Genomic DNA, 21672 nt, shown 5'->3' on the forward strand with positions numbered 1-21672 from the left:
GCGTGCTTCCAGCCCGTTTCATCGCGCTGAAAGCGCTTTAGCCGACTAACCTCGAAGGCGCGATGGGTATCTACACGCTGACGACGATGGGGGCGGCCACCGAGCTGCTCGACCTGCCGTTCGGCGTGCCGCTGGCCGAGTGGGACGACCCTCGGATGGTGCAGGTCCCCCGCGGTATCTCGCGGCACGTGGTTCGGTTCATCCGAGCCAACAACCAGATCTTCGCGATCAAGGAGGCGACCGACCGGTACGTGCTGCGTGAGCACACGCTGCTGCAGGACCTCGCCGATCGATCCGTGCCGGCGGTAGACGGGTTCGGGACCGTTCTCGGTCGCCGCACCGACGACGGCGAGGAGCTCGACGGACTGCTGATCACTCGCCACCTGCCGTTCTCCCTCCCCTACCGGTCGCTCTTCAGCGGACGCAGCCTCCCCGACCTGCGCGTGCGGCTACTCGACTCGCTGGCGCAGCTCTTCGTACGGCTGCATCTGGCCGGTTTCTACTGGGGTGACTGCTCGCTCTCCAACACCCTCTTCCGGCGCGACGCCGGCGCCCTGGCCGCGTACCTGGTGGACGCCGAGACCGGGGAGCTCCACCCGCAGCTCTCGGACGGGCAGCGCACCCACGACATCACCATCGCGACCGAGAACATCGCCGGAGAGCTCTTCGACGTGCAGGCCGGCGGCGGCACGCCGGATGACCTGGACCCGATTGAGACAGCAATGGCGCTGCGTCCACGTTACGAACTGCTCTGGGCCGAACTCACCCGTGACGAGGTCATCGGACGGGACGAGCGCTACCGGATCGATCAGCGGGTCAAGCGTCTCAATGCGATGGGGTTCGACGTCGCAGAACTGGCGATCAGCTCGGTGGACGGTGGCCGAAAGCTGCGATTCAGTACCCACGTCGTGGAGCCTGGACATCACCAGCGGGCCCTCTTTCGGCTCACCGGGCTTCAGGTCCAGGAGAACCAGGCCCGTCACCTGCTGTCAGACCTGGCGCGCTTCCGGGCGACCTGGACTGAGGGCACCGGCGTCGATATTCCGGAGGCGCTCGCCGCTCGACGCTGGCTGGACGAGAAGTTCTACTCAACGCTGGCCATGGTGCCCCATGAGTTGCGGCAGAAACTTCCCGATGCCGAGCTGTATCACGAGATCAACGAGCATCGCTGGTTTCTCTCCGAAGCCCAGGGCTACGACGTCGGCCGCGAGACCGCGGTCGCCACGTACGTCGATTCGGTCCTGAGCTACCTGCCCGACGCCAAGGTCGAGATCCTCACCGGCGGCCCGCCGACCGAGGAGTTCGACGTCATCAGCGACTTCGCCTGACCGGGCGGCCACGGCGGGTGTCGGGTGCGGCTCGTTGTTGGGTAGCGTTCGGCATGTGACTGCTCCCATTTACACCGGCGATGTGACCGTCGGCACAGACGCCGATCTACGCGTCCTGCCCGGACTGCTGATCGCGAAGCTGGCCGTCGGCCCGATGTCCAACAACGCGTACCTACTGCGCTGCACCGCCTCCGGTGAGGGGCTGCTGATCGACGCGGCCAACGAAGCGGATCGACTGCGGGAGCTGGTGCGGCTACAGGGACCGCCCGTCTCCTCCATCCTCACCACCCATAGGCACGCCGATCATTGGCAGGCGCTGGCTGAGACGGCCGCCGACGCCGAGGCGGCGATCTTCGCCTCCGACGCTGACGCCGACGAGTTGCCGGTCGCCGTGGATGAACGGCTTTCCCACGAGGACGTGATCACGCTCGGCGAGCTGAGCCTGGAGATCATCGCGCTACGCGGCCATACCCCGGGCTCAATCGCTGTGCTCTATCGAGATCCGGGTGCCGCGGCTCATCTCTTCACCGGCGACTCGCTGTTCCCGGGTGGCCCGGGACGAACCACTTCCCTGGCCGACTTCAACTCACTGATGGACGATCTGGAGACTCGGGTCTTCGATGTCCTGCCTGATGACACTTGGATCTACCCTGGCCACGGGAACGACACGACGTTAGGCGCAGAGCGCCCGCACCTAGCCGAGTGGCGTGCCCGCGGCTGGTAGAACCGTCATAACTGCCGTGGATGCCATTGCAGGAGCGCGGTGACCACGGTCGGAGCACTGGAGATCGGCGGAACGCACGTCGCCGCCACCGCCGTCGAGACGTCGACCTGGCAGCTGATTGCCCCGGTGCAGCGCGTGTCGCTGGACCCAGCGGCCTCAGCGGCCGAGCTTCTGGACGGGATGGGGCGATGCGCCCGCAGTGTGCAGGCGACCGATCCTGCGCTCACCCTTCGCAGCTGGGGCGTCGCGATGCCCGGCCCCTTTGATTACGAACGCGGAGTCGCCCAATTCACGGGAGTTGGAAAGTTCGAGAGCCTGCACGGGATCGATGTCGGTGCGGCTCTGCAGCAGGTCCTCGGCGGCAGTCGGACATCCGTCGCTGTTCGTTTCGGAAACGACGCCGATGCCTTCGCCCTGGGTGAGTATCTGGCCGGCGCCGCCCGCGGAACCGCCAGGTTCGCGGCGTTGACGCTGGGCAGCGGGATCGGCTCCTGCTTCCTGGCCGATGGTCGCCCGATCGCTGCCGGCCCCGATGTCCCGCCGGGCGGGGAGGCGCACTTGATCAGAAGTGACGGGGTGCCACTGGAGGACGTCGTCTCCAGGCGGGCCCTTCGGGCCGCCTACCGCAGCGCGACCGGAGTCGAGCGAGACGTGAAGGAGATCGCCGAGCGGGCACGGGCCGGTGACGCCGCCGCCGCGCTGGTGCTGGCTGACTACGCCCGAGGGCTGGGCTCGGCCCTGGGCCCCTACCTGCAACGGTTCCGGGCCGAGTCCCTGGTCGTCGGCGGTTCGATCTCAGGGGCCTGGGACCTCTTCGACGCGGCGTTCCGGAGCACGCTAGCCGACCCGGCGCTGGCTATTGCGATTAGCGAGAACAGTGAACGATCGGGCCTGATCGGAGCGGCCAGCTTCGCCTGAACCCGCCAGACGCTGCACCCTGCCATTGCTGAGCGCTCAGCCGGTGCCGATGATAATGCGTGGGTGCGCGGCCGGGGTCAGCCACTTCATCAGCGTGACCAGCTTCGCCTGCGGGATCGCCACGCAGCCCGCGGTCGCCTTGCCGTCGGTGACATGCAGGAAAATGGCACTCCCTGCACCGGGCACGATTGGCCCAGTGTTGTAGTTGATGACGACGGCATATGGGTAGACCGACACACCTCGAAGATGTTCGCTAAGGTGCTGGTTAAACCCGCACGAGGCGCCCGGAGCGCATGATTGGTACGTGTTGTACTTCGAGCTGCTCGGGTCGCTCACCCACCAGCTATTCGCGTTGGTCAAGCGATAAGGCAGCGCGGTGCCAGGGTTGCTTCGCCACCCGAAAGAGGTGGTGAGCGTGTAGCTGCCGATCGGTGTCGCCGACTTGCTCTCACTCGGCGCGGTCGTCATCCCCTGCGACCCGATGTGTGCGGTAACCGCAGCGCCGTACCTGATCCAACCGCCACCGGCTGCCTTGTTCCAGGCCTGCAGGGTCGCCGTCGTTGAACCGGTACTGCGGGCGACCACGGTGATCACGCGGGTCGCGTTTCCGGTCGAGAACCGCAACGGCAGGCCCGAGCCAGCAGCCGGGGCGGCTGGCTTCGGCTTCGCGGTGGCCGCCGGTTTGCTGGCCGACACTGGCGACTTGGGCGGAGCTGAGGTCGGGCTCACCGCCTGCGGTGCGGGCGGCACGGCGGTGGCCTTCGGCCCTGCTGACGCGGAAGGCGTCAAACGCGGCGAAACGCGTGGACTGGCGGTCTGCGCCGGCGAAGCGCTGTACCCCAGCGAGAGGGACGCGGCCGCCGTCGAGGGCATGGCGAAATCGTCCTTGCCGCTCACCGTCGGCCCACCAGAGGTCATCCCGATCACCACGGCCGCGCCCGCGGCGATGGTCACGACGACGCCAGTGGCGGCGGCAACTCCGAGCAAGCGCATCCGCCCAGTCTGCCAGAGACAGCGGTTAGCCGAGGCGAACAACGCCGTCGGACGACCTGTCTGGCATGCTCACGACATGGTTCTCGAAGTGGCGAACATTGACGTACTGGCTGGTAGCGAAGCTGATTTCGTCGCCGCCTACCGGGGCGCTCGGCACCTGTTGTTGGCCTCCGGATGCCACTCGGCGCAGATGACCCAGGGCATCGAGTCGCCGCAGCGCTTCGTCCTGCTGGTGCAGTGGGACTCTGTGCAGCAGCACCAGGAGAACTTCCGGGACACCGATCTCTTCGTGCAGTGGCGGGCCGCGATCGGCCCATACTTCGCCAACCCGCCGCTGGTCGAGCATTTCCTCGACGTCTAGCTGTGCTGCTTTACGGCCGATCGCTCGGTGCGGTCACTCGTGACTGAAAACCTCGAGAATGTTGCCGTCCGGGTCGGCCACGCTGGCGCCGAAGTATCCGGGACGGAAGACCTCCCAGCGCCGCGGGCGTTGCCGCGGAACGCCACCAGCCGCCACCGCCGCCGCGTAGAACGCCTCAACCTGCTGCCGTGACTCGGCTCGCAGCGCGGCGTGCGCACTGTGGGTGGCCGGCGTACTCATCACCACCCAGAGGTGAGCGTCCGAACTTGCGGCGCCGGAGAGGCTGTCTGAGAGCGCGTCCGTGGAGCGAGCGGCCGGCCCGTACCCAATCGCCTCGGTGGGGCCCTCTTCCTCCTCCTCGTCGATGAATTCGACGACCCGGTACAGCTCGACCGCGGCCAGCGCGGCGTCGTAGAAGGCGGCACTGCGGGCGAGGTCGCTGGCGCCAATTGTCACGTGGTCGAGGCGGGCCGAAGAACTCATGAGTGCATGCCTACCTCATCGCCGTCCGGGACGCGCTGCGGGGACCCGATCAACTGACTCCGGCAACGTCCATACCCCGCAGCTCACGCTTGAGCTCGTTCACCTCATCACGCAGCCGAGCCGCAACCTCGAATTGGAGTTCGCGGGCGGCGGCGAGCATCTGCTCGTTCAACTGCAGAATCAAGTCGGCGAGTTCGGCCCGCGGCATGGCGGCCACGTCCAGCCCTCCCTCGGCATGCGCGCCGACTCCGATGACACCGACCGAGCCGGCACTCTGCCCACCCTTAGCTCCGCGCCCGCCACGTCCGACGCCGGTGGGTGTCGATGATTTGCCGCGCGACTGGGACCGGCCCGATCCCCCGACCGGGGTCGCCAGAAGTTCGTCGGTGTCGGCCGCTTCGCGAGCCAGCATGTCGGTGATGTCGGCGATCCGCTTACGCAGCGGCTGCGGATCGATGCCACGCTCGGCGTTGTACGCGATCTGCAGATCCCGCCGCCGATTCGTCTCCCCGATCGCCCGCTCCATGGACGCGGTGATCGTGTCGGCGTACATGTGCACCTCGCCCGAGACGTTGCGGGCCGCGCGTCCGATGGTCTGGATCAGCGCCGTACCGCTGCGAAGAAAGCCCTCCTTGTCGGCGTCGAGGATCGACACCAGTGAAACCTCCGGAAGGTCCAGCCCTTCGCGCAGCAGGTTGATGCCGACCAGCACGTCGTACTCACCGGTGCGTAGCTCCCGCAGCAATTCGACCCGGCGCAGCGTGTCCACCTCGCTGTGCAGGTACCGCACTCTGATTCCCAGATCCAGCAGGTAGTCGGTGAGATCCTCGGACATCTTCTTCGTGAGGGTGGTGACCAGAATCCGTTCGTTCTTCTCGGCCCGCAGCCTGATCTCGTGGACCAGGTCGTCGATCTGTCCCTTGGTCGGCTTCACGATCACCTGCGGATCGATGAGGCCGGTCGGACGGATGACCTGCTCGACGAACTCACCCTTCGTGCGTCCCAGCTCGTACGCGCCCGGGGTCGCCGAGAGGTAGACCGTCTGCCCGATCCGGTCGACGAACTCCTCGAACTTCAACGGTCGGTTGTCCATCGCCGACGGCAGCCGGAAACCGTGATCGACCAGAGTGCGCTTGCGCGACATGTCACCCTCGTACATGCCGCCGGTCTGCGGCACGGTGTTGTGCGACTCGTCGATGATCAGCAGGAAATCCTCTGGGAAGTAGTCGAGGAGGCAGTTCGGAGCGCTGCCGGGCTCTCGCCCGTCGATGTGCAATGAGTAGTTCTCGATGCCGGAGCAGAAGCCGACCTGTCGCATCATTTCGATGTCATAGGCGGTGCGCATTCGCAGCCGCTGGGCCTCCAGCAACTTCCCCTGCTGCTCGAACTCGGCCAGCCGCCGGGCAAGCTCGGCCTCGATGCCGGCGATGGCCCGCTCCATGCGCTCCGGCCCGGCGGCGTAGTGGGTGGCCGGAAAGATGAAGACCTCCTCGACCTCGCGAACCACTTCGCCGGTAAGGGGGTGCAGGTAGTAGAGCCGCTCGATCTCCTCGCCGAACATCTCCACCCGCACGGCCAACTCTTCATAGACGGGGAAGATCTCGATCGTGTCTCCGCGGACCCGGAAGGTACCGCGGGTGAAAGCCAGGTCGTTTCGGGTGTACTGAACCCCGACAAGGCCACGGAGGATCTGATCACGTTCGATCTGCTGGCCGACGCGAAGCCGGACCGAGCGGTCGACGTACTCCTGCGGCGTGCCGAGTCCGTAGATGCAGGAGACGGTGGCGACCACGACGACATCGCGCCGGGTCAGCAGCGACATGGTGGCCGAGTGGCGCAGCCGCTCCACCTCGGAGTTCACCGAGGAGTCCTTCTCGATGTAGGTGTCCGATTGAGGGACGTAAGCCTCGGGCTGGTAGTAGTCGTAGTAACTGACGAAGTACTCAACCGCGTTGTTCGGCAGCATCTCGCGCAACTCGTTGGCCAACTGAGCGGCCAGCGTCTTGTTCGGCGCCATCACCAGCGCTGGACGCTGCAGCCGCTCGATGAGCCACGCCGCGGTGGCCGACTTGCCGGTGCCGGTGGCTCCGAGAAGGACGACGTCCTTCTCGCCGCGCTCGATCCTGGCCTGTAGGTCCTCGAGGGCCTTCGGCTGGTCACCGGATGGCTCGAAATCAGAGATGACCTCGAACCGGCCGCCGCTCGGAACGATGTCGCTGGATACCCGCATGCCCCCACGGTACGGCGCACCTCTGACATCGGTCAGTGATCGGGGGCGACGCTCACCGATAGCGAACGGGAAGTCGAACCCGAAGTCGAACCCGAAGCCGAACCGGAAGCCGAACCGGAAGCCGAACCGGAAGTCGAACCGGAAGTCGAACCGGAGCGCGGCCGGCCGGCGCTGCGGCGCATCGGCCGGCCGAGGATCAGCGTCACCAGCCCGGCGACCGCGAAGGAGGTGAGGGATGCGCTCAGCCAGGTGGGTGCGGTCCAATGCAGGAAGCCAGCGACTCCGCGCCACATGTCTGACCAGTAGCCGACGTCCCCCGGGGCGATCAGCTGGTACGCCGCGATCCCGACCAACCAGGGCAGCAGCGCGATCCAGCGGGTGCGGGCCCGCTCGGAGACGTTCCACGCGCGGCGCCCGCCGAGGAGGAAGTAGTCGGCGGCCATGACCGCGGCCAGCGGCACGAAGACCGATCCGATGATCGAGAGGAACCTGGCGTAGTCGCTGATCTGCACGACCAACGCGAGAAGCGTGGCCGCGATCCCGATGATGACGGCCAGCAGCCGTCGGTCCACCCGCGGGAGCAGATTCTGCGTAGAGGTGGCGGTGGAGTAGACGTTCGCGAACGATTGGTCCAGCTCGCGAGCGACCAGCACGGCGAATGCGATCCACCCCAGCGGGACAGCGATGAAGGCCTTGAAGATATCGGTCTGGGGGTCAGTGGCGTCGGTGCTCACCACCGTCGAGAAAGCCAGCAGGCCCAACGCGACGTAGGCGATCTGAGTGACGGCGTAGCCGGAGAGAGTGGCGACGAATGAGCTGCGGGGCGACCGGGAGTGGCGCGAGTAGTCGGCCGCCAGGGGGACCCAGGAGACCGACAGCGCGATGAGGACATCAGTGGAGGTCCAGAATCCGGACCAGGTGCCGTGGGTCAGCGACGGCATCGGGTGACGCAGCAGCTGGATGAAGAGGTAGATCGAGGCGAGCACCACCGCCGTCAGCGCGTACTTCCGTAACACCCGCACCGCACCGAGCGGGCGGATCGCCATCAACGTGCTGAGCACCCCGGCGGCGATGACGTAGGGCCAGTGCACGTCCCAAGGCAGCAGGAGCTGGGCCCCGGACGCGATGACCACCAGTTCGAAGACTCCCCATCCGAGGCACTGAAGGAGATTCAGAACGGTGGGCAGGTAGGAGAGTTTCGCACCGAACAGCCCACGCAATAGCACCATCGCCGGTGCCCCGGTGTCGGCGCCGGGGACGGCCGAGATCGCGACCATCAGGGTCCCGATGAATGAGCCGACGACCAGCGCGGTGAAGGCGGCAACCAGCGAGAGCTGCGGTCCGTCGACGAACGGAAAGAGGATGTAGAGCGCAGTCACCGGCCCGAGCAGGCTCACGCCCAGGTTGGCCCAGAAGGCGATCTGATCCCAGGTTCCGAGAGTGCGCGGAACCGCGCCTTCGAGCGTGATCGACGGCTCGTCGGCATTGGTTCGGGCTTCGTTCAGGTCTTCGTTCAGGGCATTGTTCAGGGAATTGTGTGCCGCTAGTTCTGTAGCCATCAGGCTCTCCCTACGCCGGCATTACCCGGACAGGTTCATTCGGTCGGCGACCCAACTAGTCGCCCTCTCAGCCCGGTTGGTCCGAGCTCCCGTCTTGAGCCACCCCACGTGTGCCGCGGCGTGACCACTTCATTAAATCACTGGCTACAGAACCGCGATGCCGATGGTCGGCGAGGACGCCTCGGCGTGGAACCGGCGCGGGATGCGGCCGGCGTGGCGGGCCCGCCGACCGGCCAGCACGGCGTGCCGCATCGCTGACGCCATCAGCTCCGGCCGCTGGGCGCGGGTAACAGCCGACGCCAGCAGCACCGCGTCGCAGCCCAACTCCATCGCAAGGGCTGCGTCGGACGCAGTGCCGATGCCGGCATCCAAGATCACGGGCACCTGCGCCTCGGCGACCATCAGTTCGATGTTGTGCGGGTTGCGAATACCCAGCCCGCTTCCGATCGGTGCGCCGAGAGGCATCACGGCCGCGCAGCCGGCACGCTGCAGATGGCGGGCCAGCACCGGATCGTCGTTCGTGTACGGCAGCACCACGAAGCCGTCGGCGACCAACTGCTGTGCTGCGTCGAGCAGCTCGATCGGATCGGGGAGCAGTGTGTGGTCATCGTTCACCACTTCCAGCTTCACCCAATCGGTCCCCAGCGCCTCACGGGCCAACCGGGCGGTGAGCACAGCCTCGTGCGCGGTCTTGCAACCGGCGGTGTTCGGCAGCACGGAAACCCCGCTGCGCTGGATCGTGTCAAGCAGCGATCCACTCTGGCGGGTGTCGACGCGCCGCATCGCCACGGTGCACAGTTCGGTGCCCGACGCCGCCAAGACCGCTTCGATCACCTCGAGGCTGGGAGCTCCTCCGGTACCGAGGATGAGTCGGGAATCAAAGGACTTCCCCGCGATGACCAGCGGGTCGGGTCCAGCATCCACCGGCGCCGGACTGGTGGTGATGCTGCTCATCCGCCCTGCACCGCGGTGAGGACCTCGATGGCGGCGCCGGGGATCAATCGCTGCTGCGACCAACCCGAACGCGGCGCCAGTTCGCCGTCCACTGCTATCGCAATCCCGGATCGCCCGTCGAAGCGAAGCTCGACGAGTTCGGCGACCGTGAGATTCTCAGCGACGTCGAGCCCCTCACCATTGACCGTGATGTTCATGGTGACGATTCTCCCCGACTTCGGTGGTTGGCGAAACGAGAGGGACTGAAGCGGGCCAGATCCAGCCCAGGAGTAAATGTCGTCTCCGCCGCGAACTGAGTTCCGATCACGAGGCTGGTCACCACGTCCGCGGTTACCGGGGTGAGCAACACCCCGTTGCGAAAATGGCCGGTGGCGATGATCAGGCCGTCGAGTTCAGCCGCCCCGATCAGCGGGGCATTGTCGGGGGAACCGGGTCGCAGGCCGGTGCTCACCTCGACCCAGGTCAATTCACCGAGGCCGGGCAGCAGCGCCAGCGCGTCACGAAGCAGGTCGTAGACCGCGCCAGTGCGGGGGCGCACGTCGAAGCCCGCCTCCTCGCTCGAAGCGCCGAGGACGACCTCGCCGTCCTCGCGCGGCACTACGTAGACCGCGCTCCCCTTCACCGACCCGCGGATCACTCGGCTCATGGGCTGACTCGCCTGGTCGGTGCGCAGTCGTAACGTCTGCCCCTTCACCGGACGCACCGGCGGACGGACGTGCGGCGGGAGGCCACCGACGACGGCACTCTGCGCCCCCGCCGCCAATACGCTGAACCGACTACCGACGCGGGTACCGTCGTCCAACTCGGCGGCGGCGACTCGTTCCCGCTCGACGACCAGCCGCCGCACGCCGACGTCGAAGAGGGTGACGCCGCTGCCCCGGGCTGCCGCCAGTAGCGCCGAGTGCAGTCGGCGCGGATCGACCTGATGGTCGTCGGCGGCCCACAACCCACCTGGCAGCCCGCTGGAGAGGGCCGGCTCCAGAGATCGCATCGATCGGCCGGTGAGCAGCTGGGAGTCCAGTCCGACCGATGTCTGCAACTGGTGAAGGTCGCGTAGCGCGGCGAGATCAGCCGCGTCCCAGGCCGTCACCAGGGTGCCGCTGCGGCGGTACCCGACGTCAATTCGGGAGAACTCACCGAGCGCGGAGACGAACGCCGGGTACCGGGCGGCCGATTCGAGGTTGAGGGCAAGCAGCGGCTCCTCCCCATAGGTCAGTTCGGTGACCGGCGCCAGCATGCCGGCCGCGGTCCAGCTCGCGCCGCGCCCGGCGGCGGGGTCGGCGACGGCGACGCTCAGACCTTGCTGAGCCAGCCGCCAGGCCGTGGCCAGTCCGATGGGCCCGGCGCCGACGACCAGGGCGTCGAAGGTCTGCACCCGTCAACGTTAGCGGTAGCCTCGCTGACTGTGACGCTGACGCCGCGAGAACAGTTCCGCACCGCCCGCCTGTATCTCTGCACGGATTCCCGAGCCGCCACCGGCGACTTCGAGGCTTTCGTCGACTCGGTGTTCGCCGCCGGCGTAGACGTGATCCAGCTCCGGGAGAAGGGCCTCGAGGCCGGAGCGGAGATCGCACTACTGGAGGTGCTACGGGCAGCGGCACTGCGTCACGGGCGCCTCTTCGCGGTAAACGACCGGGCCGACGTGGCGGCCGCGGTCGACGCCCCGATCCTGCATCTCGGGCAGGACGATCTACCAGTGCCGGTGGCTCGCCGGCTACTCGGCTCGGACGTGGTTATCGGTCGTTCCACCCACTCGCCCCAGCAGTTCGACGCGGCGATGGCCGAGTCCGGGGTGGACTACGTCTGCGCCGGGCCGACCTGGACGACACCCACCAAGCCCGGTCGGCCGGCCGCCGGCGTCGAACTGCTGGAGCACGCGGCCGGTCACAGCCGCGCCCGGCCGTGGTTTGCAATCGGTGGCATCGACTTACAGCGGCTGCCGACGGTGGTCGCCGCCGGAGCCACCCGGGTCGTGGTGGTTCGGGCGATCACCGAGGCCGCTGATCCTGCGGCGGCGACCCGCGAGATTCTGCGGCACCTTCCGGCGGTCAGCTAGTAGTGCGCTCCGGGGTGGTGGACCTAGATCTCGTCCAGATCCTTCACTCGCCAGAAGTGCCCGACCGGACCGAGCCCGCTGCCGAGTGCGAAACTGCCGTCAATACCGCCGGTGACGAACTCCTTGCCGGCCCGCACCGCGGCCGGCATCGCAAGCCCGCGGGCCAGCCCCGCGCAGGTTGCCGCGGCGAGCGTGTCGCCGGTGCCATGCGTGTGGTCGGTGGCGCGTCGCCCAGCTGAGTACTGGGTGAACGTGGTGCCGTCGAAGAGCAGGTCGATGGCTGCGGCGCCGTCGCGGTGTCCGCCCTTCACAAGGACGTTGCGCGGGCCGAGCTCAAAGAGGGCGTGTGCGGCTTCGCGGGCCGCGGAGTCACTGCGCACCTCGATTCCGGTCAGCAGCCGGATCTCGCCGATATTCGGCGTAACCAGGTCGGCCAGGGGCAGGATCCGGTCCCGGAGGGCCTCGAGAGCATCGGCTCGCAGCAGCGCGTCTCCGTGCTGGGAGGCGGCCACCGGGTCCACCACGAGCGGCCCGATCTGCAGCCGTCTCAGCACCTCGGCTACGGCTTCGATGATCTTCGCCGATGCCAGCATCCCTGTCTTGGCGGCGTCGACCCCGATATCCGTGGCCACTGATTCGATCTGTTCGGCGACGGCTGTGGGCGGCAGTTCGTAGAAGCCGGAGACGCCGAGCGAATTCTGCACGGTGACCGCGGTGATCGCTGACATGCCGTGGACATGGCAGGTGAGGAAGGTTTTGAGATCGGCCTGGATTCCGGCGCCGCCGCCGGAGTCGGAGCCCGCGATGGTCAGGGCCGTCCGGGGAAACCGGTCGATCTGCTCGGGCGCGGGAAACTGATGGTCGCCGGACACGTGACGGACCATACCGCGCAGCTTCGCCGACACTTCGGCTCGCTAGCTTCGTTAGGCCGGCGGTTGGACGAAGGTGTCCAGCAAGATCTGCAGCGCCTGGGCCGAGGACTCGGCTATGTAGCTGCTGCCTCCGGTCGCCGCCGCGATCAGATTCAGCGCACTGTTGTCGGCGCCGTCGCCGATCGCGATCGAGATGATGTGGACCGGCTTGGCCGGATTGAAGCGCTGCCGCAGGGTGGTGAGCAGCTGGTCCAACGTGACGCTACTGGCGTCACGGTTGCCGCTGCCGGTCATCAGCACGACGGCGTTGGTGCGACCCGGAACGTAGTTGTTGGTGACGTTGTAGAACGCAGCCAGCGCCGTGTCATAGACCGCACTGCCGTCGTTCGTGGTGGTGTTGACCAACGCCGTCTGTGCCTGCACCGCCTCCCGCCTGGTGCCGTTGTTGTATGGATCTCCGAGCGGGCCGAGGCTGACCTGCTCCAGCCAGTCGAGCGTCGAGGTCAGGTGGGTGGCATACCCCCAGAGCCCGAACTGCGCGGTATCCGGGAGGTAGTTCGAGGCCAGCGAGATCGCCGAGGAGGTCTCCATGGAGATCATCGACTCGCCGTTGGCCACATCGCTGTGCATCAGCGACGAGATGTCCATCGCGAATAGGACTCGCGCGTTTCGGGTGGTGGTGGGCCAGGCGCTCCACACCGTGTTCGCGGTTCCCGGTGCGGGGGTCGGTAGTTTCGCGAAGGGCAATGCGAAGGTGCTGACGTCGGCTCCCGACAGCGGCTTGGCGACACCCGTGCCGTCCCGAAGGCCGACCGGATTCACCGATTGGGCGGCGCCCGCGGCAAACGATTCGTAGAACCCATCGGCGCCCGGACCGAGAACCGGATCGTCTCCGGGGTAGTCCAGGCGCACCGCTGGAAAGTCGAGGCTGAGGGTTCCGTCCGAGGGGTAGGTGGCGGCGGCGAAGTTGGACTTGTGCAGGGCGTTCTCGGCGGCCACCTCCTGCTCGGTGGCCAGGAACATGGGGGCGGTCTTCGGAGCGGCGAGCAGCATGGCGAATCCGGCATCAGCATCGGGTAGCGCCTTAGGTGCCATTCCGGCGATCGCCTCGCCCAGGTTGAAGTTGGGTTGGGTGCCGAGCGTTGACTCCATCGCGACCAGGCTGACCAGCCCCTCGCTGCTGACCAACGGGTTCTCCATTGCCAATTGGGTTCCGGCCGCGTCGAGACTGGCCCAGGTGACGCCGCCCTTGGCCGCCAATTCGGCCGACTTGGCCGGCGTCGTGACGAGCACCAGCGGCGAGATCGCCAGCGCCGGATGGGCGGTGAGCCGCTGGATGTGTCCGTCCTTGCCGCGGGTCTTGAGGTCGGTCTGCAGCTTCTCCACCCAGTAGTTGGAGTCCGGAACCCAGATGGTCGGCTTGTCGGCCGAACTGGTGGCCAGCAGTGCGGCCTCGGTGGAGGCGGACGCCTCGTAGACGGCGGCCTTGATGCATTTGCCACTGCGAACGAAGTGGATCTGGTTCCAGCGATCGGCATGGGCCTGCAGCGGCTTCACCATGGCGTGCGCGGCGGCCACTCGGATCGTCACCGTCGCCGAACAGGTCTGGGGTGCGGTCGTGCTGGATCCAAAGCTGCGAATCGCCATCGCCGAGGCGGCCACCACGCCGAGCACGAGCACGCAGATGAACGCCAGGGCAGGCCGGGTGATACGCCACTGCACGGCGATACCCGCAGAATGTCGATTCGACATGCTCCCCCGTTGACCTGCATTTCTTCGTCCGGTGCCTGCCTCGACAGGCGAATTCGCGTATGGAAAATTGCCAAACCAACGCTGCGAACGCCGCGCCGATCAGGCAATCCCATCACGATAGGGCCTGATCGCTCCGACGGTGTAGCGGAGATTTACGGTTGCCGAGAAATCTGCGTTCTTTGTACCAATTGCCGGAACTATAGCGCGTGATCCGGGGGTCATCGGTCACGGACCCGATCAGGTCTGGCAGGCTCGGTTGGTCGACGGTGTCGGCTAGTTAGGAGAGCTATGCAGATCTGGCCCGGAGTTCCCTACCCGCTCGGGGCGACCTACGACGGATCAGGGACCAACTTCGCGCTCTTCAGTGAAGTGGCTGAGAAAGTAGAGGTCTGCCTCTTCGACGACGGCGTCGAGACCCGTATCGAAATGCCGGAAATGGATGGCTTCGTCTGGCATGTGTTTCTGCCCAGCGTCGAGCCCGGCCAGCTCTACGGCTACCGGGTACACGGCCCGAACGACCCGGCCAAGGGCCTGCGCTGCAACCCCTCGAAGCTGCTGCTTGATCCCTACGCGAAGGCCATCGACGGCCAGATCAACTGGCATCCGTCGCTGTTCAGTTACCAACTGGAGTTCCCGGGCAACGCCAACGACGACGACTCCGCCGAACATATGCCGAAATCGGTGGTGATCAGCCCGTTCTTCGACTGGGGAGTGGACCGTCCGCCGAAACACCCCTACGCGGAGAGCGTCATCTACGAGGCTCACGTCAAGGGTCTGACCCAGACCCATCCCGAGGTGCCGGAGCAACTGCGCGGCACCTACGCCGGGATCGCGCACCCGGCGATCATCTCCCATCTCACCGAACTCGGGATCTCGACCATCGAACTGATGCCCGTTCACCATTTCGTGAACGATTCAGTCCTGCTCGATCGTGGGCTGTCGAACTACTGGGGCTACAACACCATCGGTTTCTTCGCTCCCGACTCCCGCTATACCTCCAGCGGCTCGCCCGGCGGCCAGGTGCAGGAGTTCAAAGCGATGGTGCGCGCCCTGCACCGGGCGGATATCGAGGTGATCCTCGATGTGGTCTACAACCACACCGCCGAGGGCAACCACATGGGACCGACCCTCTGCTTCCGCGGCATCGACAACGCCGCCTACTACCGACTCGTCGACGACAGCCCCGAGCACTACATGGACTACACCGGCACCGGCAATACGCTCAACGTGCGGCACCCGCACTCACTTCAGCTCATCATGGATTCGCTGCGGTATTGGGTTACCGAGATGCACGTGGACGGCTTCCGCTTCGACCTCGCGGCGACCCTGGCCCGCGAGTTCTACGACGTCGACCGACTCTCGACCTTCTTCGAACTGGTCCAGCAGGATCCGGTCGTCAGCCAGGTGAAGCTGATCGCCGAGCCGTGGGACGTCGGTCCAGGTGGGTACCAGGTCGGCAACTTCCCGCCGCAGTGGACGGAGTGGAACGGCAAGTATCGCGACACCGTTCGCGACTTCTGGCGCGGCGAGCCGGCGACGATCGGCGAGTTCGCAGCCCGTCTCACCGGTTCGGCCGATCTCTACGAGCACTCCGGTCGCCGCCCCGTGGCCAGCATCAACTTCGTCACCGCCCACGACGGCTTCACCCTCACCGACCTGGTCTCCTACAACGAGAAGCACAACGACGCCAACGGCGAGGGGAACAACGACGGCGAGAGCCACAACCGTTCGTGGAACTGTGGGGTCGAGGGCCCCACCGACGACAAGGCGGTGCTGGCCCTGCGAGCCCAGCAGCGGCGCAACTTCCTCGCCACACTCTTCCTCTCCCAGGGCGTGCCGATGCTCTGCCACGGCGACGAGTTGGGGCGCACTCAGCAGGGCAACAACAACGGTTACTGCCAGGACAACGAGATCAGCTGGATCGACTGGACCAACATCGACGTCGATCTGCTGGCCTTCGCCCGGCAGCTCGCCGAACTGCGCCGGCAGCATCCCGTCTTCCGCCGCCGTCGATTCTTCGACGGCCGCCCGGTCCGCCGCCGCGGCCCGGTCCAGCCCGGCGGAACCGTGGCGGTGAGTGACATCGTCTGGTTCACCCCACTGGGCGAGGAGATGACCGAAGAAGATTGGGGTTCCGGTTTCGGGCGGTCCATCGCGGTCTATCTCAACGGCAACGGCATACCCGATCGCTCCCCCACCGGCGAGCGGCTACGGGACGACTCGTTCATGCTCTGCTTCAGTGCGCACGATGAAGCGATCGACTTCTCCGTCGCCAGCAGCGAATATGGCGAGCAGTGGGAGATCGTGCTCGACACGGCGAATGTCGATCCGGATGAGAATGTGGTGGTGGGGGCCGGAGAGACGATATCGGTTGGGCCCCGCGCCCTCGTCGTACTGCGACAGGTGGCGTGAGCGAGATGGCCCATTCTCCGACCAGTACCTATCGGCTGCAGATTCGTCCCAGCTTTGAGCTGGACGCCGCCGCCGCACTCGTGGACTATCTCGACGCTCTCGGGGCCGACGCGGCCTACCTCTCGCCGATACTCCGATCGGCGGATGGATCAGACCACGGCTACGACGTGGTCGACCACTCGGTCATTGACCCGGCGCGCGGCGGCGACGCCGGGTGGCGGCGGTTCATCGACGCCGCCGGCAAGCGGGGACGGGGCGTCGTCGTCGACATCGTGCCCAACCATGCAGGGGTAGCCGACGCCAGCCAGAACGCGGCCTGGTGGGACGTGCTGCGCCTCGGCCAGGCGTCCCGGTTCGCCCGTTGGTTCGACATCGAGTGGAGCCGCGGACGTCTGCTCATCCCGGTGCTGGGCGACGACTTCGATGCCGGTAACGATCTGAAGATCGAGGGCGACGAGCTGCGGTACTTCGACCATCGTTACCCGATCGCCCCCGACACCAGCCATCCCGGTGACACGCCGGCCGAGGTGCACGACCGGCAGCATTATCAGTTGGTCAGCTACCACCTGGAGCAGACCGAACAGAACTATCGCCGCTTCTTCGCGGTGACCTCACTGGCCGGCCTACGCGTCGAGGACGAAGCTGTCTTCGACGCCACCCATGCGCGGGTGCTCGACTGGGTTAGGCACGACGGCATCATCGGGCTGCGACTGGATCACCCAGACGGACTTGCCGACCCGGCGGGGTACCTGGAACGGCTGCGCGCCGCGACCGGGGACTGCTGGATCACCGTCGAGAAGATTCTCGAGCCGGGCGAGCAGCTGCCGACGACGTGGCCGGTGGCCGGCACAACCGGCTACGACGCGCTGACCGAAGTCAGCAATGTCCTGATAGATCCGACCGTCGAGCCGCGCTTCGATGCGCTCTACCGCGAGCTCAGCGGCGATGCCCTGGATTTTCACGAGCATGTCGCGCGTGGAAAGCGAACCGCGGTCGAGACGATCCTGCAGGCCGAGGTCTCACGGCTGGCCCGGCTCGTGCCGTCGGTCGAGCGGGCGCGCGACGCGCTGGCCGAGCTCCTCATCGCCTTTCCGGTGTACCGCTCCTACCTCCCCGATGGCCGGGAGTACCTGGATCAGGCGGTCACTCTGGCCAGCTCGACCCGGCCGGACCTCGCCGCGACCATCGCCGCGCTACTGCCGCAGCTGGCCAATCCGGTGGAGGAGCTCTGCGCACGGTTCCAGCAGACCTCGGGTGCGGTCATGGCCAAGGGGGTCGAGGACACCGCCTACTACCGTTACAACCGCTTCGTTGCACTGAACGAGGTCGGCGGCAATCCGGCCCAATTCGGCGGCTCCGTCGCGGAATTCCATCAGGCGCAGCAGGTCCGCCAGCGGGTCGCACCGCTCGGCATGACCACCCTGTCGACCCATGACACCAAGCGGGGCGAGGACGTCCGGGCCCGCCTCTTCGCGCTGAGCGAGTTCGGCGATGCCTGGGCGGCTACGGTACGCGGGTTGCTGACCGCGGCGCCGATCCCGAACGCTTCGTTCGCCTATCTGCTGTGGCAGACGTTCGTCGGGGTCGGCTTCATCGATCGAGGTCGCATGCACGCCTACGCCGAGAAGGCCATGCGCGAGGCGGCCGACGGCACGGGGTGGGCAGACCCGGACGAGAGTTTCGAGCAGAGCGTGCACGCTGCGGTCGATGCCGCCTACGACCGCCCCGAGGTCCACCAACCGCTGGCCGAGCTCATCTCGACCATCACCGGCTTCGGCTGGAGCAATTCGCTCTCCCAGAAGCTGATTCAACTGACCATGCCGGGGATCCCGGACGTCTACCAGGGCACCGAGCTCTGGGAGGACAGCCTGGTCGATCCCGACAACCGCCGTCCGGTGGACTTCAACCAGCGTCGCGGGTTGCTAGCGCGGCTGGGGCGGAACGGCCGGCCGCTGATCGACGAGTCGGGCGCGGCCAAACTTCTGGTCGTGTCGCGCACGCTGGCCGCCCGCCGCGACCACCCCGAGCTCTTCGGCGGGTACACCCCGATCACCGGATCCGGCGCCGCGGCTGAGCATTTGGTCGGCTACGATCGCGGCGGCGCGATAACGCTCGCGACTCGGCTCCCCGCCGGGCTGCAGCGTCGGGGCGGCTGGGGATCGACGGCGGTGCAACTCGGGGACGCCACATTCCTCGACGTCTTCACCGGACGAACTGTCACCGGGAGCGTCGAGCTGTCGAGCCTGCTGGATCTCCTCCCGGTGGCCCTGCTGCTTCCCCAGTAACGCTTGCCAGTGACGCCTGCCGGTGATGGCGTCTCAGTACGGCGGTGCCAGCCGCCGAGCCAGCCGGGGAAGGTCGAGATCGGTGGCCGGGTACTGCGGATCCATCTCGGCGAGCGTCTCTCGAACGATCTCCCCCACCGCCCAGTTGCGATACCACTTGTGATCGCTAGGCACGATGTACCACGGTGCGACCTCCGTGGAGCAGTTCTGCACCATCGCCGTATATGCCACCTGATAGTCGCTCCAGTAGGCACGCTCGTCGATGTCGCCCTCGCGAAACTTCCACCGCTTGGTCGGGTCGTCGAGGCGGGCCAGCAGTCGGTCGCGCTGGGTGGCGTAGGAGATGTTCAGGAAGCACTTGACGATGACCGTTCCGGAGTCGCTCAGCGCGGACTCGAACGCGTTGATCTCGTCGTAGCGCTGCGCCCACTCCGCCTGCGGGATCGTCTCGTGGACCCGGGGAACGATGACGTCCTCGTAGTGCGAACGGTCGAAGGCGGCGATCATCCCGCGATCGGGCAGCGCTCGCCGGATTCTCCAGAGGAAGTGGTGAGCGGCCTCCTCCGGCGTCGGCTTCTTGAAGGCGGTCACCGTCGTCCCGGCTGGCCCCAGCAGCCCGACGACGTGCGAGATCACCCCACCTTTTCCGGCAGTATCGATCCCCTGCAGCACAAGTAACAGACTGCGCTTCCGCTCGGCGAAGAGTCGCTCCTGCAGTTGCGCCAGGTCGTCCGCGTGCTGCAGGGTGGCCGACTCGGTCGCCTTCTTCTTGCCAGGGGCGAGCGGCGTGTCACCCGAGTCGTACCCGGCCAAGTTCACTGTTCCGGGGGCGACGGCGAGCGCGGAGCGAAGAGAATGCTGACGGGGTGCCATTGCTGCAGCTTATCCGGGTGCCGCCGGGATTTGAGGGCAGTTAAGGTCTGCAGCTAGCGGCACGTCAACCGGCCGCAGGTGAAGTTTGGACCTAGACCGCGGAGGGTAGAGACGCGTGGTGCAGAAGAGAATGCGTCTCTGGGCGCCCCAAGCCGAACGGGTCCGGCTCCGCACCGCCTCCGGCGAGGCCGAGCTGATCAGCCGCGACGGGCAGTGGTGGGAACTCCCGGCGGATACCGAACGCGAACAACTGAAGTTGGCCGCCGGCACCGACTACGTCTTCCTACTCGACGATTCCGACGACGAGCTGCCCGATCCACGGTCGCGGTGGCAACCGGCCGGTGTGCACGGGCCGAGCCGCAGCTACGACGACGAGTCGTTTGTCTGGAGCGACTCGGAGTGGACCGGCCGGGTTCTGCCGGGCGCGATCCTCTATGAGCTGCACATCGGCACCTTCACCCCCGGCGCCACATTCGACTCGGCGATCGAGAAGCTGGATCACCTTGTCGACTTGGGGATAACGCATGTCGAACTGCTGCCGGTGAACGCCTTCAACGGTGTCTGGAACTGGGGCTACGACGGGGTGGATTGGTATGCCGTACATGACGCCTACGGCGGCCCCGACGGGCTCAAGCGCTTCGTCGACGCGGCCCACCGACGCGGCCTCGCGGTGGTGCTCGACGTCGTCTACAACCACCTCGGGCCGAGCGGCAACTACCTGCCCAAGTTCGGCCCCTATCTGAAGTCGGGGCGCAACACCTGGGGCGATCTGGTAAACCTCGAGGTCGAAGCGGTGCGCCGATTCATCATCGACAACGCACTCATGTGGCTGCGCGATTTCCATATCGACGGGCTGCGCCTGGACGCGGTGCACGCGCTCGTCGACTCCAGCACGCCGCACCTGCTGACCCAGCTGGCAACCGAGGTCGACGCGCTCAGTGCGGCCATTCGCCGACCGCTCAGCCTCATCGCCGAGTCCGACCTCAACGATCCGGTGATGATCACGTCCCGCGAAAGCGGAGGCCACGGCCTGACTGCCCAGTGGGACGACGACGTGCATCACTCGCTGCACGCGCTGCTGACCGGCGAGCGACAGGGTTACTACGACGACTTCGGCTCGTTCGAGGGGCTGCGGAAGGTGCTGACTTCGGCGTTCTTCCACGACGGCACCTATTCGACCTTCCGCCGGCGCCGGCACGGAGCACCCGTGAATCGGGTGACGACCCCCGGGTACCGCTTCGTGGTCTGCCTGCAGAATCATGATCAGATCGGCAACCGTGCCGTCGGCGACCGACTGCCGGAGATCACATCGTCGGGCCGGTTGAAGATTGGCGCGGTGCTGCTCCTCACCTCCCCCTTCACCCCGATGCTCTGGATGGGCGAGGAGTGGCGAGCCGCGACGCGCTGGCCGTTCTTCACCTCCCATCCGGAGCCGGAGCTGGCGGAGGCGACCGGAGCCGGCCGGCTGGCCGAATTCGCCGACCACGGCTGGGACACCTCACAGATGATCAATCCGCAGGATCCAGCGGCCTACCGGGAGGCGATTCTCGACTGGAGCGAGCCATCGCGAGGCGAACACCGGGAGATGCTGGAGCTCTACCGGCGGTTGATCGCGCTGCGTCACGAGACCGCCGACCTGAGCGATCCCCGGCTAGATCTGGTCTCCGTGGATCTGGACGAGGCGCGAAGCTGCATCGTGGTTCATCGCGGACGGATTCGGGTGCTGGTGAATCTCGACGACGCAGCGCACGACTTCGACGTCGCCGCCGAGGAGGTTCTGCTTGCCACCGGGGAGTGTTCACAGCAGGCCGGAGTGATCACGGTCGGTCGCGAGTCCGCGGCGATCGTGCAGCTTTAGCGGGGCGACCGGCC

General features: G+C 66.7%; 18 protein-coding genes and 1 riboswitch. Of the genes, 8 read left to right on the forward strand and 10 right to left on the reverse strand.

The genetic code is table 11. The features are described 5' to 3' along the window. Positions 1 to 62: 62 nt before the first annotated feature. The 3 genes from CPH63_RS15880 to CPH63_RS15890 are packed head-to-tail and all read left to right on the forward strand — an operon-like array spanning position 63 to position 2970. Positions 63 to 1328, forward strand: a complete 1266-nt coding sequence (locus CPH63_RS15880) for a DUF4032 domain-containing protein (RefSeq protein WP_197704384.1) — start codon at positions 63 to 65, stop codon at positions 1326 to 1328. A 55-nt stretch (positions 1329 to 1383) separates the two neighbouring features. Continuing rightward, positions 1384 to 2052, forward strand: a complete 669-nt coding sequence (locus CPH63_RS15885; protein ID WP_197704385.1) for an MBL fold metallo-hydrolase — start codon at positions 1384 to 1386, stop codon at positions 2050 to 2052. Between the two features lie 39 nt (positions 2053 to 2091). Then, entirely contained in the window at positions 2092 to 2970 is an 879-nt protein-coding gene (locus CPH63_RS15890) for an ROK family protein (protein ID WP_197704386.1), read from the forward strand. A gap of 36 nt (positions 2971 to 3006) precedes the next feature. Here CPH63_RS15890 and CPH63_RS15895 read toward each other — a convergent pair whose 3' ends face one another. After that, positions 3007 to 3963 carry a L,D-transpeptidase gene (locus CPH63_RS15895; protein WP_096303822.1) on the reverse strand — a complete coding sequence of 319 codons (957 nt, stop codon included), beginning with the start codon at positions 3961 to 3963 and terminating at the stop codon, positions 3007 to 3009. 76 nt (positions 3964 to 4039) lie between these two features. Between CPH63_RS15895 and CPH63_RS15900 the strand changes: the two genes are divergently transcribed. Continuing rightward, positions 4040 to 4324 carry an antibiotic biosynthesis monooxygenase gene (locus tag CPH63_RS15900; protein ID WP_096303823.1) on the forward strand — a complete coding sequence of 95 codons (285 nt, stop codon included), beginning with the start codon at positions 4040 to 4042 and terminating at the stop codon, positions 4322 to 4324. Positions 4325 to 4357: 33 nt separating this feature from the next. Here the strand turns inward: CPH63_RS15900 and CPH63_RS15905 are convergent, their stop codons facing one another. From CPH63_RS15905 to thiO, 6 genes are all read right to left on the reverse strand, one after another. Beyond that, positions 4358 to 4807 (reverse strand): VOC family protein, encoded by a 450-nt coding sequence (locus CPH63_RS15905; RefSeq protein WP_096303824.1) that lies wholly within the window; start codon positions 4805 to 4807, stop codon positions 4358 to 4360. A gap of 49 nt (positions 4808 to 4856) precedes the next feature. Beyond that, positions 4857 to 7037, reverse strand: coding sequence for an excinuclease ABC subunit UvrB (uvrB, locus tag CPH63_RS15910; RefSeq protein ID WP_096303825.1), 2181 nt, complete (start codon positions 7035 to 7037; stop codon positions 4857 to 4859). Between the two features lie 32 nt (positions 7038 to 7069). Beyond that, positions 7070 to 8596 (reverse strand): cytosine permease, encoded by a 1527-nt coding sequence (locus CPH63_RS15915; RefSeq protein WP_096305204.1) that lies wholly within the window; start codon positions 8594 to 8596, stop codon positions 7070 to 7072. Then, a riboswitch (TPP riboswitch) is annotated at positions 8587 to 8702 on the reverse strand. Its footprint overlaps the gene before it by 10 nt. Positions 8703 to 8740: 38 nt before the next feature. Then, positions 8741 to 9550, reverse strand: a complete 810-nt coding sequence (locus CPH63_RS15920; protein WP_096303826.1) for a thiazole synthase — start codon at positions 9548 to 9550, stop codon at positions 8741 to 8743. Continuing rightward, a complete protein-coding gene (gene thiS / locus CPH63_RS15925; protein WP_096303827.1) occupies positions 9547 to 9747 on the reverse strand; it encodes a sulfur carrier protein ThiS in 201 nt (66 codons plus the stop codon). Before thiS ends, CPH63_RS15920 begins: the two co-directional genes overlap by 4 nt. Then, positions 9744 to 10925, reverse strand: a complete 1182-nt coding sequence (gene thiO / locus CPH63_RS15930) for a glycine oxidase ThiO (protein ID WP_096303828.1) — start codon at positions 10923 to 10925, stop codon at positions 9744 to 9746. Before thiO ends, thiS begins: the two co-directional genes overlap by 4 nt. 24 nt (positions 10926 to 10949) lie before the next feature. Here thiO and thiE point away from each other — a divergent pair, with 24 nt between their 5' ends. Next, positions 10950 to 11606 (forward strand): thiamine phosphate synthase, encoded by a 657-nt coding sequence (thiE, locus tag CPH63_RS15935; protein ID WP_096305205.1) that lies wholly within the window; start codon positions 10950 to 10952, stop codon positions 11604 to 11606. Between the two features lie 23 nt (positions 11607 to 11629). On the opposite strand, the gene thiD is transcribed toward thiE, so the two are convergent. Beyond that, positions 11630 to 12442 carry a bifunctional hydroxymethylpyrimidine kinase/phosphomethylpyrimidine kinase gene (thiD, locus tag CPH63_RS15940; RefSeq protein ID WP_096305206.1) on the reverse strand — a complete coding sequence of 271 codons (813 nt, stop codon included), beginning with the start codon at positions 12440 to 12442 and terminating at the stop codon, positions 11630 to 11632. Between the two features lie 87 nt (positions 12443 to 12529). Beyond that, complete coding sequence (locus CPH63_RS15945; protein WP_157749595.1) at positions 12530 to 14230, reverse strand: substrate-binding domain-containing protein; 1701 nt, start codon at positions 14228 to 14230, stop codon at positions 12530 to 12532. A 288-nt stretch (positions 14231 to 14518) separates the two neighbouring features. Here CPH63_RS15945 and glgX point away from each other — a divergent pair, with 288 nt between their 5' ends. Together glgX and treY are read left to right on the forward strand one after the other, a co-directional pair. After that, entirely contained in the window at positions 14519 to 16642 is a 2124-nt protein-coding gene (gene glgX / locus CPH63_RS15950) for a glycogen debranching protein GlgX (RefSeq protein ID WP_096303830.1), read from the forward strand. A gap of 5 nt (positions 16643 to 16647) precedes the next feature. After that, on the forward strand, positions 16648 to 18927 hold the full coding sequence (gene treY / locus CPH63_RS15955; RefSeq protein WP_096305207.1) for a malto-oligosyltrehalose synthase: 2280 nt from the start codon (positions 16648 to 16650) through the stop codon (positions 18925 to 18927). Positions 18928 to 18960: 33 nt separating this feature from the next. On the opposite strand, the gene CPH63_RS15960 is transcribed toward treY, so the two are convergent. Then, positions 18961 to 19800: a PPK2 family polyphosphate kinase gene (locus CPH63_RS15960; RefSeq protein WP_096303831.1), complete on the reverse strand. Its 840-nt coding sequence runs from the start codon at positions 19798 to 19800 to the stop codon at positions 18961 to 18963. A gap of 130 nt (positions 19801 to 19930) precedes the next feature. Here CPH63_RS15960 and treZ point away from each other — a divergent pair, with 130 nt between their 5' ends. Further along, a complete protein-coding gene (gene treZ / locus CPH63_RS15965) occupies positions 19931 to 21658 on the forward strand; it encodes a malto-oligosyltrehalose trehalohydrolase (protein WP_096305208.1) in 1728 nt (575 codons plus the stop codon). Positions 21659 to 21672 lie beyond the last annotated feature (14 nt).

Origin of the sequence: Jatrophihabitans sp. GAS493, assembly GCF_900230215.1 — a bacterium.
In the GTDB taxonomy this organism is placed as follows: Bacteria; Actinomycetota; Actinomycetes; order Mycobacteriales; family Jatrophihabitantaceae; genus MT45.

Excerpts from the sequence above, each read along its gene's own strand:
- CPH63_RS15905 (WP_096303824.1), bottom strand. The coding sequence starts at position 4,807 with ATGAGTTCTTCGGCCCGCCTCGACCACGTGACAATTGGCGCCAGCGAC.
- treY (WP_096305207.1), top strand. The coding sequence starts at position 16,648 with ATGGCCCATTCTCCGACCAGTACCTATCGGCTGCAGATTCGTCCCAGC.
- CPH63_RS15920 (WP_096303826.1), bottom strand. The coding sequence starts at position 9,550 with ATGAGCAGCATCACCACCAGTCCGGCGCCGGTGGATGCTGGACCCGAC.
- CPH63_RS15960 (WP_096303831.1), bottom strand. The coding sequence starts at position 19,800 with ATGGCACCCCGTCAGCATTCTCTTCGCTCCGCGCTCGCCGTCGCCCCC.
- CPH63_RS15895 (WP_096303822.1), bottom strand. The coding sequence starts at position 3,963 with ATGCGCTTGCTCGGAGTTGCCGCCGCCACTGGCGTCGTCGTGACCATC.
- CPH63_RS15900 (WP_096303823.1), top strand. The coding sequence starts at position 4,040 with ATGGTTCTCGAAGTGGCGAACATTGACGTACTGGCTGGTAGCGAAGCT.
- uvrB (WP_096303825.1), bottom strand. The coding sequence starts at position 7,037 with ATGCGGGTATCCAGCGACATCGTTCCGAGCGGCGGCCGGTTCGAGGTC.
- CPH63_RS15880 (WP_197704384.1), top strand. The coding sequence starts at position 63 with ATGGGTATCTACACGCTGACGACGATGGGGGCGGCCACCGAGCTGCTC.
- glgX (WP_096303830.1), top strand. The coding sequence starts at position 14,519 with ATGCAGATCTGGCCCGGAGTTCCCTACCCGCTCGGGGCGACCTACGAC.
- CPH63_RS15945 (WP_157749595.1), bottom strand. The coding sequence starts at position 14,230 with ATGTCGAATCGACATTCTGCGGGTATCGCCGTGCAGTGGCGTATCACC.
- thiS (WP_096303827.1), bottom strand. The coding sequence starts at position 9,747 with ATGAACATCACGGTCAATGGTGAGGGGCTCGACGTCGCTGAGAATCTC.
- CPH63_RS15915 (WP_096305204.1), bottom strand. The coding sequence starts at position 8,596 with ATGGCTACAGAACTAGCGGCACACAATTCCCTGAACAATGCCCTGAAC.
- treZ (WP_096305208.1), top strand. The coding sequence starts at position 19,931 with ATGCGTCTCTGGGCGCCCCAAGCCGAACGGGTCCGGCTCCGCACCGCC.